The organism is Streptomyces sp. NBC_01546 (assembly GCF_045208355.1).
GTDB lineage: Bacteria > Actinomycetota > Actinomycetes > Streptomycetales > Streptomycetaceae > Streptomyces.
Genome location: NZ_CP109379.1, coordinates 8354964 through 8371224, shown reverse-complemented (window position 1 = coordinate 8371224; position 16261 = coordinate 8354964). Strand labels below are relative to the sequence as shown.

Annotated in this window: 18 protein-coding genes and 1 pseudogene; 9 read left to right on the top strand and 10 right to left on the bottom strand. The window is 68.0% G+C overall.

Annotated features, from left to right (window positions below):
- Nucleotides 1-106 precede the first annotated feature (106 nt).
- A pseudogene (locus tag OHA89_RS38315) lies at nt 107-244 on the bottom strand (SGNH/GDSL hydrolase family protein); the annotation flags it as partial.
- Here OHA89_RS38315 and OHA89_RS38310 point away from each other — a divergent pair.
- Nucleotides 180-704, top strand: a complete 525-nt coding sequence (locus tag OHA89_RS38310) for an ATP-binding protein (protein WP_406368174.1) — start codon at nt 180-182, stop codon at nt 702-704. The pseudogene OHA89_RS38315 and the gene OHA89_RS38310 overlap by 65 nt on opposite strands.
- On the opposite strand, the gene OHA89_RS38305 is transcribed toward OHA89_RS38310, so the two are convergent.
- From OHA89_RS38305 to OHA89_RS38270, 8 genes are all read right to left on the bottom strand, one after another.
- The gene (locus OHA89_RS38305) at nt 701-1225 is read right to left on the bottom strand and encodes a hypothetical protein (protein ID WP_406368173.1); all 525 of its coding nucleotides are present in this window, start codon (nt 1223-1225) and stop codon (nt 701-703) included. The genes OHA89_RS38310 and OHA89_RS38305 overlap by 4 nt on opposite strands.
- Nucleotides 1226-1353: 128 nt before the next feature.
- On the bottom strand, nt 1354-1851 hold the full coding sequence (locus OHA89_RS38300) for a hypothetical protein (RefSeq protein ID WP_257552333.1): 498 nt from the start codon (nt 1849-1851) through the stop codon (nt 1354-1356).
- Between the two features lie 434 nt (nt 1852-2285).
- Nucleotides 2286-5135, bottom strand: a complete 2850-nt coding sequence (locus OHA89_RS38295) for a tetratricopeptide repeat protein (protein ID WP_406368172.1) — start codon at nt 5133-5135, stop codon at nt 2286-2288.
- 227 nt (nt 5136-5362) lie between these two features.
- A complete protein-coding gene (locus OHA89_RS38290; protein ID WP_406368171.1) occupies nt 5363-5704 on the bottom strand; it encodes a trypco2 family protein in 342 nt (113 codons plus the stop codon).
- Between the two features lie 564 nt (nt 5705-6268).
- Entirely contained in the window at nt 6269-6721 is a 453-nt protein-coding gene (locus OHA89_RS38285; RefSeq protein WP_406368170.1) for a hypothetical protein, read from the bottom strand.
- A gap of 250 nt (nt 6722-6971) precedes the next feature.
- A complete protein-coding gene (locus OHA89_RS38280) occupies nt 6972-8108 on the bottom strand; it encodes a transposase (protein WP_406368169.1) in 1137 nt (378 codons plus the stop codon).
- Entirely contained in the window at nt 8095-8568 is a 474-nt protein-coding gene (locus tag OHA89_RS38275) for a transposase family protein (protein ID WP_406368168.1), read from the bottom strand. Before OHA89_RS38275 ends, OHA89_RS38280 begins: the two co-directional genes overlap by 14 nt.
- Nucleotides 8569-8741: 173 nt before the next feature.
- Nucleotides 8742-9431 carry a hypothetical protein gene (locus OHA89_RS38270; protein WP_406368167.1) on the bottom strand — a complete coding sequence of 230 codons (690 nt, stop codon included), beginning with the start codon at nt 9429-9431 and terminating at the stop codon, nt 8742-8744.
- Between the two features lie 640 nt (nt 9432-10071).
- Here OHA89_RS38270 and OHA89_RS38265 point away from each other — a divergent pair.
- The 6 genes from OHA89_RS38265 to OHA89_RS38240 all read left to right on the top strand — a co-directional run bounded on the left by OHA89_RS38265 (nt 10072) and on the right by OHA89_RS38240 (nt 13523).
- A complete protein-coding gene (locus tag OHA89_RS38265) occupies nt 10072-10578 on the top strand; it encodes a hypothetical protein (protein ID WP_406368166.1) in 507 nt (168 codons plus the stop codon).
- Nucleotides 10575-10778 (top strand): hypothetical protein, encoded by a 204-nt coding sequence (locus OHA89_RS38260; protein ID WP_406368165.1) that lies wholly within the window; start codon nt 10575-10577, stop codon nt 10776-10778. Before OHA89_RS38265 ends, OHA89_RS38260 begins: the two co-directional genes overlap by 4 nt.
- 238 nt (nt 10779-11016) lie before the next feature.
- A complete protein-coding gene (locus tag OHA89_RS38255) occupies nt 11017-12225 on the top strand; it encodes an IS110 family transposase (protein WP_406368164.1) in 1209 nt (402 codons plus the stop codon).
- Nucleotides 12226-12290: 65 nt separating this feature from the next.
- Entirely contained in the window at nt 12291-12812 is a 522-nt protein-coding gene (locus OHA89_RS38250; protein WP_406368163.1) for a hypothetical protein, read from the top strand.
- A gap of 103 nt (nt 12813-12915) precedes the next feature.
- Nucleotides 12916-13197 (top strand): hypothetical protein, encoded by a 282-nt coding sequence (locus OHA89_RS38245; RefSeq protein WP_406368162.1) that lies wholly within the window; start codon nt 12916-12918, stop codon nt 13195-13197.
- Nucleotides 13194-13523 (top strand): DUF6233 domain-containing protein, encoded by a 330-nt coding sequence (locus tag OHA89_RS38240; protein WP_406368161.1) that lies wholly within the window; start codon nt 13194-13196, stop codon nt 13521-13523. The genes OHA89_RS38245 and OHA89_RS38240 overlap by 4 nt, the downstream gene beginning before the upstream one ends.
- 108 nt (nt 13524-13631) lie before the next feature.
- Here OHA89_RS38240 and OHA89_RS38235 read toward each other — a convergent pair whose 3' ends face one another.
- Nucleotides 13632-14312 carry a hypothetical protein gene (locus tag OHA89_RS38235; protein ID WP_406368160.1) on the bottom strand — a complete coding sequence of 227 codons (681 nt, stop codon included), beginning with the start codon at nt 14310-14312 and terminating at the stop codon, nt 13632-13634.
- 237 nt (nt 14313-14549) lie between these two features.
- On the opposite strand from OHA89_RS38235, the gene OHA89_RS38230 reads away from it, so the two are divergent.
- Both OHA89_RS38230 and OHA89_RS38225 read left to right on the top strand, forming a co-directional pair.
- Nucleotides 14550-15760, top strand: a protein-coding gene (locus OHA89_RS38230; protein ID WP_406368159.1) for an IS3 family transposase whose coding sequence is annotated in 2 segments (ribosomal slippage) — nt 14550-14844 and nt 14844-15760 — 1212 coding nt in all. Because the reading frame shifts where the segments join, the coding sequence is not laid out codon by codon here.
- An 80-nt stretch (nt 15761-15840) separates the two neighbouring features.
- Complete coding sequence (locus tag OHA89_RS38225) at nt 15841-16173, top strand: ribosomal protein L7/L12 (RefSeq protein WP_406368158.1); 333 nt, start codon at nt 15841-15843, stop codon at nt 16171-16173.
- Nucleotides 16174-16261 lie beyond the last annotated feature (88 nt).

Below are 16261 nucleotides of genomic sequence, written 5' to 3'. Positions count from 1 at the left end.
CTCGTAGCGGGTGGCGATGCCGCGCCACTGCTTCAGTTTTGACCGTCTGGATCGCACGCCACCTCCGCGCGGTAGATGGCATCCGACTGGCCGGGCGCGGAAGCAGCTACGCGCTCTGGGTCAGCAGACCGGCGTCGATGACCTCAGCGATAAGGGTGGCGCCGCGGCTGTTCTGGTGGATGTGGTCGGTCGTGAGCACGAGACCGCGGCGCCGCGAAATCGTGTCGAGGCTGAGGCGCAGCATCCTCTTCGGCCCGGTCGGGGTCGGAAAAACACACGTCGCACAGGCCCTCGGCCATCTCGCGGTCCGCCAGGGCGCCCACGTACGGTTCGCCAAGACCAGCCGGATCCTCGCGGACCTCGCCGGCGGCCACGCGGACCGCACCTGGGACAAGCGGATCCGTGAACTGGTACGGCCCGACGTGCTCATCCTCGACGACTTCGCCATGCGCCAGCTCGGCGCGTCCCAGGCCGATGACCTCTATGAACTGGTCAGCGAACGGCAGGGCCGGTCCCTGATCATCACCAGCAACCGGGCACCCAGCGACTGGTATCCGCTCTTCCCGAACCCGGTCGTCGCCGAGTCGCTGCTGGACCGGCTGATCAACACCAGCCACCAGGTCATCATGAACGGCCTCAGCTACCGACCGAACAAGCGACCCAAGAACCCCACCGACAAGCCCGACAAGCCGCCGGTCCGCTAACGCCCAGCCCAGTCCACGTTCCATTCCCGCGGCAGGTCCTCGTCACAGAAGACGCAGACGAAGTCCTCCTCCCGAACGATGTTCAGCTGGCTACAGGCGGGACAGCGCCGGAACATCACCTCGTGGGTGAAGCCGGAAGGGTGCTCGATTCCGGCTGCGTCCAGAGCCTTCGCGACGGCCGGCCACGAGCTGATGTCCGGGCAGTATCCGGTCGACTGGTTACTCACCTCGCCGACCACCCACTGCCCGGACTCCTCGCGGAAGCCAATCTCTCCGGCACCGAGAACGGGGCCGCCGCCAGCGCACACCACGTGCTCGCTCCGGCGCGGGGCGAGCCGCAGCACGGCCGCCGAGTCGATAACGAACGTGAAAGGCTCGGCTAGCTCCACCGCTGCCAGGCCCGACACCCAGTCGTTGAAGTCCGCCACCGAGTGGATGCGTCGGCCCTCAGCCTCCGGCCGGACAAGGGCCCGCAGATCAGGCGGTCCCACATACCGATAGCTCCACCCCAGCAAGTTCACGCTGGCCAACGTAACCCCCGGCCGCGGCCAGGGCCTGGGGAATTACGTGAACTTACGCCTGGGGAATAACGAGAACGTTCACACAGCTACCTGCTTCTGCTGACGACCGCTTGTTCAGGGCTCGATCGCTACGAATGTCGGTTCTGGTCGGGCCGACCATGCGCCAGACGCTGAGCTTCGGCCGTGACCTCGGCATCGAGCTGGGCCAACGTCCTGTTCCCGTACTCGACGATGTCGTACTCGTCATCAAGCTCAGCAAGGCGCTCGGCCAGGGGTAGCTGGTGGCCGAACCGCTGGTGGATGCGCAGAGCAAGCTCTCGCGGCGTCAGCCGGCCCGCCAGCATCTGGTGCGCGAGCGCCCGCACGGCAGCGTCCTGCCCGGCCTCGCTGTCACGCGGGTAAAACACCAGGTCCAGCTCATCGAGTACGACGGGAAGCAGGTCGGGAACGTCGTACTCCGCCTCGGCACGTGTGTATCCGGCCAGAATGCGCAGTGCCGGGCTGTCGAGTCCGGCAACGAGTGCCGCGCAGGCAGCCTCGACGACATCGTGAGCATGGGCCTCGCCGATACTCCAGAGAACAGCGAGGTCTTGCAGGTCATGGGTTGCGGCTTCGATCGGCGACACCTACGCATGATCCCCTGCACGAGATGATCCCGTCGACTGCCTTTCGACTCAGGCGCCGACCGCGCTGACGGACGATCTACTACTCAGACAGTCGCCCGTGACCAGCACGAGCGTCCCGAGAGCCGGTCACACCAGCCCTTTGACCTGCGACTTCAAGTTGACGGAAGCTCAGTGCGGCCCACCTGGTCGCCAGCCCCACACGGACGGTGGCCCTGCGGCTGGTTGGGCCGCAGGGCCGGCACGCGGCCGCGTCAGCGGCGCGCGGGCGTCCAGCCCAAGGCACCAGCTGGCGGGGAGCTCCATCTCAGACGTGCGATATCCTCGACCACCGCCTTCAGCATCCGAGGTGACGGCCGCCCTGCACCGAGTGTCGCGTTGCGCTGAAGCTTGGTAGTGCTGAGCGGGCTGGGGTGCGTGCGCCTTTGCCTGCTGGACTATTGGCCAAGGGCTTCGAGCCAGGCCGCCACTTCCAGAGAGTCTTGTAGATCGGCTTCGAAGGCCATGGGGTTGGCCTCAGCCAGTACACGGTAGTGGCTGGCGGATTCCTCGATGGCGGCCAAGCCTTCCTCCCGCCGACCAACCGCACCCAGATCGATGGACAGGTTGTACAAGAATCCGGCGAGGCCGCGCCGGTAAGCATCGGGGTTGGCCTCGGCCAGTACGCGGTAGTGGCCGAGGGTTTCCTCTCTAACGGTCAATGCTTCCTCACGCCGTCCCACGTCGCCCAGCCGGGTGGCCAGGTTGTCTAGGGACTGGGCGAGGTCCAGTAGGTACGCATCGGAGTTGGCTTCGGCCAGCGCGCGGCGGATCCTTACTGCTTCCTCAATGGCGGTCAAACCTTCCTCAGGCCTCAGCCAGCGAGACAGGTTGTTCAAGGAGGTGGCGAGGTCGGGCAGGTAGGCGTCGGAGTTGGCCTCGGCCAGTACACGGAATTGGCTCACGGCTTCCTCAATCGCTGCCAGAGCCTCCTCCCCTCGGCCCGCCTCACCCAGGACGGTGGACAGGTTGATCAAGGAGGCGGCGAGGTCGGGCAGGTAGGCGTCGGAGTTGGCCTCTGCCAGTACACGGAATTGGCTCACGGCTTCCTCAATCGCTGCCAGAGCCTCCTCCCCTCGGCCCGCCTCATGCAAGGCGATGGACAGATCGTTCACTGAGCCGGCCAGGTAGGGCAGGAAGGCATCAGAGTCGGCCTCGGCCAGCGCGCGGCGGATCCTTACAGCTTCCGCGACGGCGGTCAAAGCTTCCTCCCGCTGCCCCACTGCACCCAGCCGTACGGACAGCCTGTTCAGGGAGCGGGCGAGGTTGGGCAGGTAGGCGTCAGGGTTGGCCTCGGTCAGCGCTCGGTAGCGGTCGGTGAGGGTTTGGGTGAGGTGGACAGCTGTTGTGGCGAGGCGTCGGCTGCTGGCCGGGAGCTGCTCGTCGAGGGTGACGAGATCAGTGATGGGAGTGGCGGGGTCGGAAATGGTGATGTTGAGGGCGGTAGTGAAGGCGATGGGGTGGTCGGTCCGGATGGCAGTGCCGATGATCTGCGCACCCAGCTGGTGGTGGCGGGTACACAGAGCGGTGAGCTGGGTGTCGAGGCGGTCTTGGAAGACGGGGTGAGCAGCTGCGCGGCTGTAGATGTTGAACAGTCGTTCTGTCTGGGTGTAGTCGGCGTCGTGAAGGAGGCGATCGGCGAGGGTGGGGTCGGTGTCCAGGATGCGGCCGATGTGGCGTTCGGCGAGGCGGTCGGGCTGCAGCGCGCCCCAAGGCTGTCCTGGAATGATGCTGGCCGGGTAGAGGGTGGAGAGCCAGGTGGTGACCTGGTTGCGGCGGTCGCGAGTCTGGTCGGCCAGCGCGGGGAGCCGTTGCCACAGCCAATCGGCCTGTTGATGGTCGGAGGCGCCAGTGAGGTGGGCGGCGGCTAGCGCCGTTTCTAGCGTCGGAAGGCTCAGGCCCGGGGTGAGGCCGAGGGCGGCAGCGTTCTGCCTCCAGTACCGGCTCTCATGTCTCAGTAGCCGGTCCTCGACGTCCGCGGCTACTGGCCGTGCGGCGCCATGTCGGCGGATCCCGCCGGGTTCGATGGTCTCGAGGAGGTCGGCGAGGGCGGTCATATGGAGGGTGAGGGCGTTGCCGTAGGCGTCCTGATCCAGCCGCGGCAGCAGCAGGCAGGACGCAGCCGCGGGCCAGTCGTGTCCGGTCAGGCCGTCGACCCGCGGCAGAGCAGCGGCCAGCGCGCGGGCCGCGTCGCGGTAGTGGTCGGACCGGCGGACGGGGTCGTTCTCCAGCGGGGTGAGTAGGCGGGTGGGGGCGGTTGCAAGGTAGTCCTCGGCGAGACGGGTGGCGGTGGAGGCCTGGCGCCACCAGTCACCGCCCGTGCGGGCGAGGAGCAGAAGCTTGAGAGGGGTCGTGCCGGGGTGGTCGGCGGCAGCTTCGACGAGGGCAGCGAGCTGTTCGGTGCGTGTCTCGACGTAGTCGAGGACGGCCAGCAGAGGCCTGGCAACATGCCGCACCTCCGCCAGCTGTTCTGTGGTGGCGTTCGCCTTCGGCCACAGCACCGCCCAACGGTCGGCGGTCAGCTGTGCGGCCAAGTGATGGGCCAGGCGAGTCTTGCCCTGGCCGCCTGGCCCGTGCAGCAACCAGAATCCGGTACCTCCCTGGGCGCACCAATCTCTCAGCTCGCCCAGGAGTCCGTCTCGGCCGTGGAAGGGCACAACTTGATGTCGGGCTTCAAGGAGTGCCGCTGGTGAGGCCATCTTTGCGGCGCCGATATGGCCTTGGGCGAGGTCGGTGAGGTGCTGGAGTTCCACCGGCTCCAGCCCGTGGTCCGCACCGAATCCATGCTCCGCGAGGGCGGTGCGGAAGGCCTGGTCGTGGTGGAGAACGAAGGTGGGTACGACGTTGAGCTGGCTGCCGCCGGAGTGCGCACGGTCGGAGGCCACCACGCCGACCAGCAGCCGATCCGCGTATACCGCCGCGCCCGATATACCGCCCCACGGCGATGTGCCGTCGGCTGACCATTGTAGGGAAGGCTGGCGCAGGTCCATCACGTACTGGTTGCCGACGAACCCGCTGCCTGGATTCAGTTCCCCGCGCAGCTGTGCCGCTTCCACCGGCTTGCCGTCGCGCTGGGCGACGTCCGGCAAGCCCCAGGTTTCGCAGTCGGTGCCCGGCCGTGCCGTCACCAGTCGGCCCCACCGCACCGGTGTCATGGGTGGCTGCCAGTGCGGCTCGTGGTCGACGAGGACCAACGCGGCGTCGTCTCGCCCGGCCGGGGTGCCGCACCACACCACCGTCCCGCCCACCGCCCTGCTTCCTGCCGGCCGGAAGACCTCTACCCGGGTGCCAACGGGGCCGGCGACGTGGGCGGATGTCAGCACCAGTCGCCCGCCCACCGCATAGCCCGACCCTGGCCCACCCGGGCCGCCAACCCCGGCCAACCGTTCCTGCTGCACTGTCGCCCTCCCCCGCCTTACCCGTGCACGACCTTGCACTCCAGGCCCGGGACTGGCGCCGCCGAGCCGGCTAGGGCTCAGTCTTCGATGCGTTGTGACGTGTCTCCCGGGCCCGACTGGCGGGGCTGCGTGGCGTGGACGAGTACGTCCTCACCGCTCGCGGTCTTCGGGGTGAGGGTGAACGAGACGCGGTGCGTGCGGGCGCGCGACACTCCCGCCTCGGTTTCCGCACCGACGGCCCACAGCTTGAAGCCAGCCTTCGCCTTCGCGTCCGCGCGCAGCTCGACCTCGAACTCCATCTCCACCGGCCCCACGGCGAAGACCACCTGGGGATTCTCACCGGCCCGCGCTGCCGCCGTGAGTAGTTCGTCACGTACCGCCGCGACCGCGTCCGCCAAAGGAATATCCAACAAACCCACCCCAAGATCTGATACATGGTCATGCTGCTGAAGACACCGTAGAACGAGAATCGCACCCACCGCAGTCGTTACCCCACCTCGCGAAGGTGGCCATGCGTAAAAAAGGCTGCCTCAACGGCGGAACAGCGACGGACAGGCATGAGGTCGCCGTTCAGCAGAGCCGGCCACCGGACTGGGGAGCGCGCCGGGGCCGGATCTTGCCGTGCCGGACCCGGCCTGCGGGCCCGGTTTGGGATGCTGGCCCAAGAACTGCCGTAGCAAGGTGGGTTGGCGGCGGATGATCATCGGGGGGACTCATGGCAGGCGGGGATCTGCGAGCGCTTTTCAGCTCAAAACGACCGGGCGGTGGCCGCAGAGGAAGCGTTCACGAACCGGTGGCTTCGATCACTTCTTTCGACAGCGTCTGTTGACGAGTTTCGGGTTCTGGCACAGATCTTGGGGAGTGGTCACAGACGGTGACAGTGCCGTTCGATGGAAAACGGGAGTCATGAGCCCGGATGCTTGACTGCAACGTGGTCACCAAGTCGCGGTCGTCGAGCGCCTACGGCGCCGTGTGCCCCTGCACTATTCGGGGTGAAGAACGCAGTGGATCCCGGTCAGGCTTTCGTTCAGCTCGCGAGCTCCCAGGGCGACGCGTTCGTCAGGATCCCGCGTCAGCTCCTCGCAGAGCCGCATCGCGTCGTCGCGGTCGCTGGCGTAGATGGCAAATGCATCGCGGACCGCGGTGTGGATCCAATCGCCATGGTTCGGGCTGGCGACTGCCAGCGCGGACGCGACAATCAGAAGTCCGGCCCTGTCCTGCCGTCGAAGCAAGGCTTCTGCGGTCACCCGTGTGACAAAGGTGTCTTCGCGGTCGAGCACCAGCTCCAGCAGCGGATCGACAGCCTCCTCCATCTCGGCAAAGCTCGCCAGACCGTGACCGGCGTCCGCCCGGTCCCCAGAGTCGCTGCTTCGCCCGAGCTCGCCGAGGGCCACGACAGCAGCACGCCGCAGGGTACTGTTCACCAGCTTGCCCACCCCTCCCGCAAATTTCGGCAAAAGTAGCACCACGGTCCCCGCGGCCGATCGGGGCCTCCACGGCGACTGCCCACCGCCAGTGGAGGAAACTCACCCGGCCCACGGGAAACGACCTCCAACCGGCTCCGTACTCACTGGTCAGGCCCACTCACGAACCCCCGAGGGCCCCCTGTCGGGATCTGGACGACCGGCTTCGAAGGCGTCGACCAGCGGCAGAGCAACACCTCCGCGAGGAGCTACTGAAGCAAGATCATTTTCGGAGCAGTTCAAATCCGGCTCGACCGTAGAGCTGTCGCTTGATCTTCTTGATCCGGTTCACGGCACCCTCGATGCTGCCCGAGCTCCAGTCCAGGGTGAGCCCGGCTGTCACGGCGTCAAGGTCCCGGAGCAGGTGGAGTGCGAAGCCGGTGAGCCCGGGCAGCTGGCTGGCCTCGACCGCGTCGATCCAGGTGGGAAGGGTGGAGCCGAGGCGGCCGGTGAGTATCTCGCCGAAGGCTCGGACATGCCCGGCGGCCGTGTCCAGTTCGGGACAGCGTGCCAGGACATCCTTCAGGCCGGCGCGGTCGTCCTCGCTCAGCGCGGTGGGGTGTCGGGTGAGCCAGCCGGTCACCTGGCGCACCGTCGGAGGCCGGGGCGGCGCGCCGGCCGGAGCCCCGCGGAGGGTGGCGATGTGGGCGCGGACCATCTGATAGGTGACGGGCGCGTTGTCGGCAACGAGTTCACTGTGGAGGTGGGTGACGCTGGTGCATCCCGCGGCGAATCGGCGCTCCAGGTAGGGCTTGTAGGGGTCCAGCCTGCTGGGTCGGGGCCGGTTGTCACGGATGGTGTCCTGCCAGCGTGCGGCGTTCGCGTACCGGAGCACGGTGTTGAGGCCCCAGCCCAGGTGTCGGGCAATCGCCCGACGTGAGTGACCTTGAGCAAGAAGCTTGTGGACCAGGGCATGTGCTGCCTTCTTCCGCTCGGCCCGCCGGCCGGCTGGTACCGAGTCGTCCTGCGGCCGACCGGAAGCCAGTCGGGTGGCCTCCGGCAGCATGCCGCTGGGCGAAGGATTGCTCAGACAGTCGCGATGGGCGGCGACGCAGGTCTCCACGGCTCGGCCGAGACCCTGCCACAGATGGAACCGGTCAGCGACCTGCAGAGCATCGGGGGCACCGCGCCGGGCACCCTCGGCATAGGCTCCCGCTCGCTCCCGGCAGATGATCTCCACGCCGGGGTGACGGACCAGCCACACGGCCAGCGGCCCGGCTTCACGCGTCGGGAGCACATCGACCACACGATGGTCTTCGACGCTGATCAAGACCGTGGAGTAGGTCTGACCGCGACGGATCGCGAAGTCGTCCACGCCCAGCACACGCGGAGTACTGAACTGCGGATCAGGCAGTGCCATGACCCTGCGTAACAAGGTCATCCGTCCCGCGCCCGAACCCCAGCTGGGCAGCCAGCCGAGCGCCTGCCCGCCCGGCCAGCGCGAGCCCCACTCGCTCAAGGGCGCGGTTGAGCCGAGTCGTGAACCTTGCGTGCGGGGCGGCCAGCCGGGAGAACGGCTCGGCGAACGTCCGGCGCGGGCAGTCCGCCGTTCCGCAGATGAAGCGCCGGACCGTCAGCCGGATCTCAAAGCCCTGCTCAGCGAGCGGAAGGTCCTTCAGCTTGCGCTGGTAACGGTCGTGGACCCGGTCCGAGAAGCGACCGCAGTCCGGACATGCAGCCCCGGCGGCACGGCCTCTCGCCACCACCTCGACCGTGCCGAACGCGGCCGTAGCCGTCTCGACATCCACATCGTCGATCCCGTTGAACACCAGCGAGTCCCAGAACGGTGCATCGGTCTGCATGACCAGCACCATCGCCATCCACAACCGCCCGCAGCAGCGGCCGACAGCCACCTGAGGGAGCGTCAATTCTGACCGTTGGACGACAAGGCGTACGCCGTCTCACACGAACCCGCCTCCTCACAATCGAACATCGAGGTCACCCTCCGCGACCGCTCCCCAAGATCTGTGCCAGAACCCAAAATTCGTGAACATCACCCGACCGTGGATCTGGGCGCCTCCCAAACCCATGAACAACGGGCTTCACAACCCGGGTTCTGGCTCAACTTCTGTGGTGACGGCTCGACGCTCAATACTTCGGGACGCTGAACAATGAGAACCAGCAGGTCGGCGTGTTGGCCCGACAGTGGGCACGAGCGCGCCCGGCGCAGCTCCACAGAAGTTGAGCCAGAACCACAACCCGTGAATAAAGCCAACAGGTCCTCGAGCAGGGTGCGGCGCTCGCGGTAGGGGAGGTTCAGCAGCTCGGTCCCGTGGAGTTGCAGCACGTCGAACGCGACGAAGTAGGCCGGCCATCGTGCGGCCAGCGTGGGGGCGCTGCGGCCGCGGGCGGCGGCGCGGCGCTGCAGCGCCTCGAACGACAGCCGGCCCTCGTCGGGGTCCCAGACGAGGAGTTCGCCGTCGAGGACCAGGCCGCCGGGGAGCTGCTCGACGGCGGCGACGAGGTCGGGGAACCGTTCTTGGATCAGCGATCCGCGGCGGGTCTGCAGCAGCACCTGGCCGCCCGGCCCGTACGGGGTGTACAGCAGGGCGCGGTGGCCGTCGAACTTCTGCTCAAAGGCCAGGCCGCCCGCCAGGACACCAGGTCCGGGGACGGACTCGGCGGCCTGGGCGGCCTGGGCGGCCTGGGCGAGCATCGGCTCGAGGGGCGGGAACAGAGGCACTCGGGGTGGCCTCCTTCACCGCCGCTTCAGGCCTGGCACGGTCAGCATGACCGGCAGGCCGAGCCGGGGCCCGGCGGGCGCTGCCGAACGGACCGCTCCTGTCGCCCGGGCTGCTGCTACTCCTCCGGCCAGACCTGCGGGTCCTTGCCCCTCGGACCTCGCCCTTCAGACGGGTCTCGATATCGATGCGGCGCTGCCCGCTCTCCGCGGCCCACGTGTCGATCGCGGCCCGGACTTCGTCCGAGCGGTCTCCCCAGGCAAGCCATGCGGCCTGCCACTCCTCGTGGGCTGCCTCAGGCCAACCACCGTCCCGAGAAGGCGGGCCGTACCCGTCCTGAACGGCCCGGAGCTGCGCCCAGGCCGAGTCGGAGCGCTTCTGCGAGCGAATCAAGTCGTCAGTGAGTTCGGTATCAGCCACGGCCGGATCGTAGAACCCGCCACTGACAGTCCCACGTGTGACTGAGCGCTTCAGTTGGCGGGATTCGCCATGTACGACGCTCACCCGGAGGCGGATCCGACGCGGCCGACGACATCCACTGGCCGGTGTCGGTCGTGCGAGCCCACCAGTACGTCGTGGAGGGCTTCCGAGGGCACCTCGGATCGGTCACCATGAAGGTCCGTCGGAGATCCGAGGGTGGGAATGAGCGAGGGTGGGAACGTTCTGGACGGGCAACGGAGCGGGCCGGAGCAGGTCGGACCCGCCCCGTGGCTGGCCCTGGCCTGTCTGGTCGGGCTGATTCTGGCCTACGTCGTACTGACGAACTTCACCGCAGAGCTGCGGGCGGCGCTGTGGGGCGAGCCCGGCACCGTGACCGAAGCAGACTGCCGGACGTACGACAACACTGTGGCCAATGCGGGAGTGTCGACGTCCTGCTCGGGCGCCTTCACCCCGGACGACGGCGGCTCGTCGTTCGATGTCCCCGTCGAGGGCGACATCGATTCGCCACCGGTCCGCGCGTGGCTGGTGGACGGTTCGTCCGGCACCGCGTACGTCTCACCAACGGTGTGGGCGGGGGTGTTCCCGGTGGGGTTGTCCCTCCTCCTGGCCGGTCTCCCGGCGGCGGTGACGGTGAAGCACCTGCGCCGCGTCCACGCACAACGCTGTAGAGAGCCGCTTCACGGATCAGACACAGAGTCGAGTGCGTGAACGACGACGACGAGCACAGCGGGTACAGCGCGCACGTCACCTGGCTCGACATCGACAAGCCGGGCCTCTGGCCAGGGGCGCGGCCCGCGACCGAGGGCCCGGCTCCCGCCGTGCGCTCCGCAGCGCCGCCGGCCTGCCATGAGTCGTCCGCCATCTACGCTGCTCAGCTCCGCCAAGTAGCGCGCTCACACGCCAACTGAAGCGCTCCTTACCTTGTTGGCGGGTTGATTCCGGCCCTTCGTACGATCGGGAGACCCAGGGGCCTGGGTGTGGCTTTAGAGCGCTCATGCCGTGGTTGTGGCTTTGACTGATTGGCCGCCCGGTGCCCCGCGACGACACGGCCACTCATTGGGATGAGCGAACAGAGATCGCTTCGTAAGGACACGTCGGCGTGGTCGTCTGTAGGGACCAGTCAACCGATCGACGAGGGAGGCTCGGGTGCCCGAGCTCTGGGCGGGGACGGATGCAGGCAAGGCCGCGCATCACTACACGGTGATCGATACGGACGGGACGAAGGTGCACTCGCGCCGGGTGCCGAACAACGAACCGGAGCTCCTGGAGCTGATAGGCGATGTCCTGGCACTGGCTGAGGACGGCCCGGTGACCTGGGCCGTCGACCTGAACGCCGGCGGGGACGCACTTCTGATCGCTCTGCTCACTGGCCATGGTCAGCGGCTGCTTTACATTCCTGGCCGCACCGTCCACCACGCTTCCCGTGGATACCGCGGAGACGGCAAGACGGATGCGAAGGACGCCTACGTCATCGCCGACCAGGCACGGATGCGTCGGGACCTGCAGCCTTTGCAGGAGTGGGACGAGATCGTGGTGGCCCTGAAGATTCTCACCGGCCGCCGCTATGACCTCGCCGCCGACCGCACCCGCGCCATCAACCGGATGCGGGCCCAGCTGCTGGAGTACTTCCCTGCCCTGGAACGGACCTTCGACTACGCCGCCTCCAAGTCCGCACTCATCCTGCTGACCGGCTACCAGACCCCGGCTGGCCTGCGCCGGGTCGGCCCGAGCCGACTCGCGACCTGGCTGAAGAACCGTAAAGTCCGTGGTGCCCAGGCCATCGCCGATGCAGCCGTCGCGGCGGCACAGTCCCAGCACACCGCCGTGGCTGGGGAAAGCACTGCCGCGGCTGTGGTCAGCACCCTGGCCAGGGCAGTTTTGGCTCTGGACGATGAGATCGCTGGAATCGACGCGCAGATTGCGGTCCGTTTCCGTGAACATCGCGACGCGGACGTGGTCCTCAGCATGCCCGGCATGGGCCCGTTGCTGGGGGCGGAGTTCATCGCCTGCACCGGCGGGGACATGGACGCCTTCGGCACCGCGGGCCGGCTCGCCGGCGTCGCCGGACTCGCACCGGTCCCACGGGACTCCGGTCGCATCAGCGGCAACATGCGCCGGCCACACCGCTACCACCGCCGGCTCCTGCGGGTCTTCTATCTCTCCGCCCAGATCGCCGCCCGGTTCTGCCCCACTTCGAAGACCTTCTACGACCGGAAGAGAGGCGTAGGCAAGAGTCACAAGCAGGCGATTCTCGCCCTAGCTCGCCGCCGCCTCGACGTTCTGTGGGCCCTCATCCGCGACCAACGCCACTGGACAGCCCAGCCGCCACAACTGGGCCTGACCGGCGCCGCATAACGCTGGCCGACCCGGTGAAGGTAGGTTGATCATCAGTTGGCTGGAGGCCGTGGGGAGGAGCTGCTGTGACAGAGATCGAGGTCCCGGGGCCTGAGCCCGACTGGCAGCCGGCTACACAACCGCCCTACTACACCGGCAAGAACCCCGCCTACCAGTACAGCGTCTGGGAACACCACGCCCCGCTATTCCAGATGATCGGAGTGCTGGCGCTGCCGGTGCAGCCCGTGGCTCAGCGGCTACGTCTGCACGTGGAGCGGTCGTGGGACGGGCTGGACGAGCTCGACGTCGTACTGTTCCGGCTGAAGGGATTCAGCTTCGCGATCAGCAAGCACGACGGCAATCCGGTGGGCGTCTCGTATGTCTGGCTGACCGAGCCGCATGAGCAAGCCGACAAGGCCCTGGACACCCTCCTGGACGTTGTCGGGATCGGGGAGGACGCCGTCGCATTCCGCGGAGACGCTCACGAGGACCCAGCAGAGCCGACCGCCACGGCGCACGATGCTGGCTCTCCGGATGAAGCCACTGACGTCACCTTGCCGACCTCTCTATGGGCAAGGTTCCGGCGTGCGATCGGCAGGACCCAGTAGGCACCTCCGACGCTTGACAACGGTCATTGGGAATCAGTCACAGGCGCCACGAGCACCTCGTCGGGACTCGCACAATAATTCGAACACCTGATTGAATAAGTGGATGAAGTCCTTCCCGTTCCCCGACGACCTGATCAAGCTCCAGCAGCAGTGGACCGCCGCCTACCAGCGCCTCGCCGACCGGCCCGGGCAAGGAGGAGCGGAGCTCCGGCGGGAGCTGATCGTGCTGTCGTGCCGGATCAGCGCGTACCCCTACTGGGAAGGGTCTGGATGGTCCACGGCGGGCCGGGTCGAGCTTCGTCAGGCAGCCGAGGCGGCAGACCGCGCGGCGGGACACCGCCGTGGTGGGTTCGCGGCGGCCGGCCCAGGGGCGCGGTCGCGGTGAGCGGGGTCCAGGCGCGCCTGGACCAGTGGCGGGCCGTGCGGGCCTGGCTCCAGTGGCAGCAGCGGCAGGTCGAGGAGAAGATCCACGGCCTGGAGGCGGAGCTCGCCGCCGAGCAGTCCCGCCGGCCACTGCCGCCACCCCCGGACTGGAAGGCCGAGTCGATCCGCACGGCGGCCGGCGCCAGGCCGCTGCGTGTCCACGTCGGCGACTGCATCATGGGCAACGGCAAGCCCATCGACCGCGACCAGGCCCGCCGGATGCTCGCCGACAACGTCGAGGCCTGCCCGTACTGCAACCCCGACAACGCCCTCGGCCTCATGGAATAGGCGAACGCTGCCGCCGATCCGCCGCATGCGACGGATGCGGAACCGAACCGTTCGCCGCGCTCTCTGCGGCGGGTACCGGCCCCTCGCCGACGATGGCCGGCTCGCGGTCTAGCGGGCGTGCGCCTTCTTGGCGCAGGGGTCGCGTCTGTCCTGGGCCGGTGACGCGGTCGGTGTGGGTGAGGTGCTGGGCGTGGGGGTGGGGCTCGGGGTCGGCTCGGCGCTCGGCGTGGGCGATGCTTCCGGCGAAGGGCTGGAGGCGGGTCCGCTCGGGAAGCCGAAGATCGGTCGCGGGGTGTAGTTGGGCGGGAAGGTGATGATGGCCTCGGGCTTACGGACGAAGGCGGCCTGCTGGACGGTACCGCGGCCTTGGAGGTCGGCTCGGGAGATGAGCTGGTCGGCGCCTTGGGCCCTGCAGTCGCCGGACGTGCCGATGATGGAGTCCCCCGTGAGGATCACGGTCGTCGCCAGCGCGGCCACCGCGACCCCTGCGGCCAGCGGACGTATCGCGGGACGCAGCGCAAGGCCTTCCCCCTGCCGCCACCATGAGTTGCTCGAGCCTGCGGCCACCCCCGGCGTGTGCGGGCCTAACCCCTCCCCCGCGAACGCTCTGCGGACCTGTTCGGCCCTCTCGCGGGCTTGGTGCAGGAGTTCGTCGGCATCCTTCTGGGCCTCGGCGCGCAGTCGCACGGCCTCGGCTTCCGCGCTCGCGCGGATACGGCCTGCTGCCACGCGGGCGTCCTCGCGGACGACTTCGGCTTCCTGCGCGGCATCGTCCAGGGTCTGCCGCACCGTGGCACGTAAGCGCTTGCTGGCCGGCTGGGCCTGGCGTTGGAGCAGCTTGACGTCGCGCCAGCGGCCGCGCCATTCGTCTATGAGGTCGGTGTCGGACTGGGACCCGGCAGCTGAGCCCTGATCCGGGTCTCGGGGGATGGTGAGGACCCGGACGAACTCGAGAAGGGGCCTTGACCCTGGGTTTTGGACACCGGAGACACTTGGATCTTGATGGTCCAGGAGAACGGAGTCCCTGTGGGGATGAAGCATTACCCCGCCGAGTTCAAGGCGGACGCGGTCGCGTTGTACCGCTCGAGGCCGGGAGCGACGATCAAGTCGGTCGCCGGTGATCTCGGGGTGAACACCGAGACGCTGCGGAACTGGATCCGGGCCGCCGACGGCCGCCGACCTGGCGCCCACTCCGCGCCGCCGGCCGCCTCGCGGGCCGACGCCGACGCCGTTCAGGCGGAGCTGGCCGCCGCCCGCAAGAGGATCCGTGAGCTGGAGGAAGAGCGCGACATCCTCCGCAAGGCGGCCCGGTATTTCGCGACGGAGACGCGCTGGTGAACCGCTGCCAGTTCGTTGACGATCACCAGCGCCGACACGGCGTGAAGCGGCTCTGCGACATCCTTGGCCTGGCCCGCTCGAGCTTCTACTACTGGCGCCGCACCGCATCCGCGAGAGCGGCCCGCCAGACCGTCGAAGCCGGGATCGCGGCCCGGATACGCAAGGTCCACCAGGACTCCGACGGCACCTACGGAGCCCCCAGAATCACCGCAGAACTCCGAGACGAGGGCGGCCCGGCGGTCAACCACAAGCGCGTCGCCAGGATCATGCGGACCATCGGGCTCGAGGGAGTCCGTCTGCGCCGCCGGCACCGCACCACCGTCGCGGACCAAGCCGCGGCGAAGGCACCGGATCTGCTCGGACGTGACTTCACCGCATCCGAGGTGAACATGAAGTACGTCGGCGACATCACCTATCTGCCGGTCAGCGGTTCGAAGCCGCTCTATCTCGCGACCGTCATCGACCTCGCCTCGCGCCGGCTGGCCGGCTGGGCGATCGCCGACCACATGCGGACAGAGCTCGTCATCGACGCCCTGACGGTCGCCGAGCGGACCCGTGGAAGCCTTGCCGGAGCGATCATGCACACCGACCACGGATCTCAATATTCGAGCAGGGCTTTCGCGGAACTCTGCAGGTCAGCAGGGGTCCGGCAGAGCATGGGCGCGGTCGGCTCCAGCGCGGACAACGCCGCCGCGGAAAGCTTCAACGCCGCCTTCAAGAGGGAGGCGCTCAAAGGCCGGAAGGCCTGGTCGAGCGAGCGTGAGGCCAGACTCGACGCCTTCCGCTGGCTGACCCGATACAACACCCGCCGCCGGCACTCCCGCCTCGGCCAGCGGTCCCCGATCGCCTACGAGAACGCCCTCCGACCAGCAGCAACTACCCTGACCCAAGCCGCATAGACGTGTTCAACATCCGGGGTCAAGGCCCGTTGCGGTGATGGTTCACTTGCTGGACGGCTTGGGGTGGCCTGGGAGGGTGCGTGGAAGAGCCAGGATTCCGTGTACTGCTGACAGAGGCAGGTGACCGGAAGGTGGAAGCGGTCCGTGCGATCCGGACGGTCACCGGCCTCAGTCTCTGGAACAGCAAACTTCTGCTCGACAGCGCGCCCGTAGCGGTCACGGAACCCAACTGGCTCGAAGTCGCAGATGAGGCGGCCAGGGTCCTTGAGGACGCGGGCGCCCGTGCGACAGTGCTGTGCGACTGGTGCGATCGCACCATCAGGCGAGGGGCCGACCCTATCGACCCGGCCCCCTGCAAGGGGCCGTGGCCTGCCGAGGCATGCCGGGCGAGTTGTCCACCCGCCGCGCCTTGAGTAACGGCCAGTTCAGCACCTGCGTCTGAGCCGTTCATGGCATTTGTAAGCGAGGGTGTGGCCGCGTGTTGAATGAATACCTCCGCGG

Excerpts from the sequence above, each read along its gene's own strand:
- OHA89_RS38310 (WP_406368174.1), top strand. The coding sequence starts at position 180 with ATGTGGTCGGTCGTGAGCACGAGACCGCGGCGCCGCGAAATCGTGTCG.
- OHA89_RS38280 (WP_406368169.1), bottom strand. The coding sequence starts at position 8,108 with ATGGCACTGCCTGATCCGCAGTTCAGTACTCCGCGTGTGCTGGGCGTG.
- OHA89_RS38275 (WP_406368168.1), bottom strand. The coding sequence starts at position 8,568 with ATGGCGATGGTGCTGGTCATGCAGACCGATGCACCGTTCTGGGACTCG.
- OHA89_RS38265 (WP_406368166.1), top strand. The coding sequence starts at position 10,072 with ATGAGCGAGGGTGGGAACGTTCTGGACGGGCAACGGAGCGGGCCGGAG.
- OHA89_RS38245 (WP_406368162.1), top strand. The coding sequence starts at position 12,916 with ATGAAGTCCTTCCCGTTCCCCGACGACCTGATCAAGCTCCAGCAGCAG.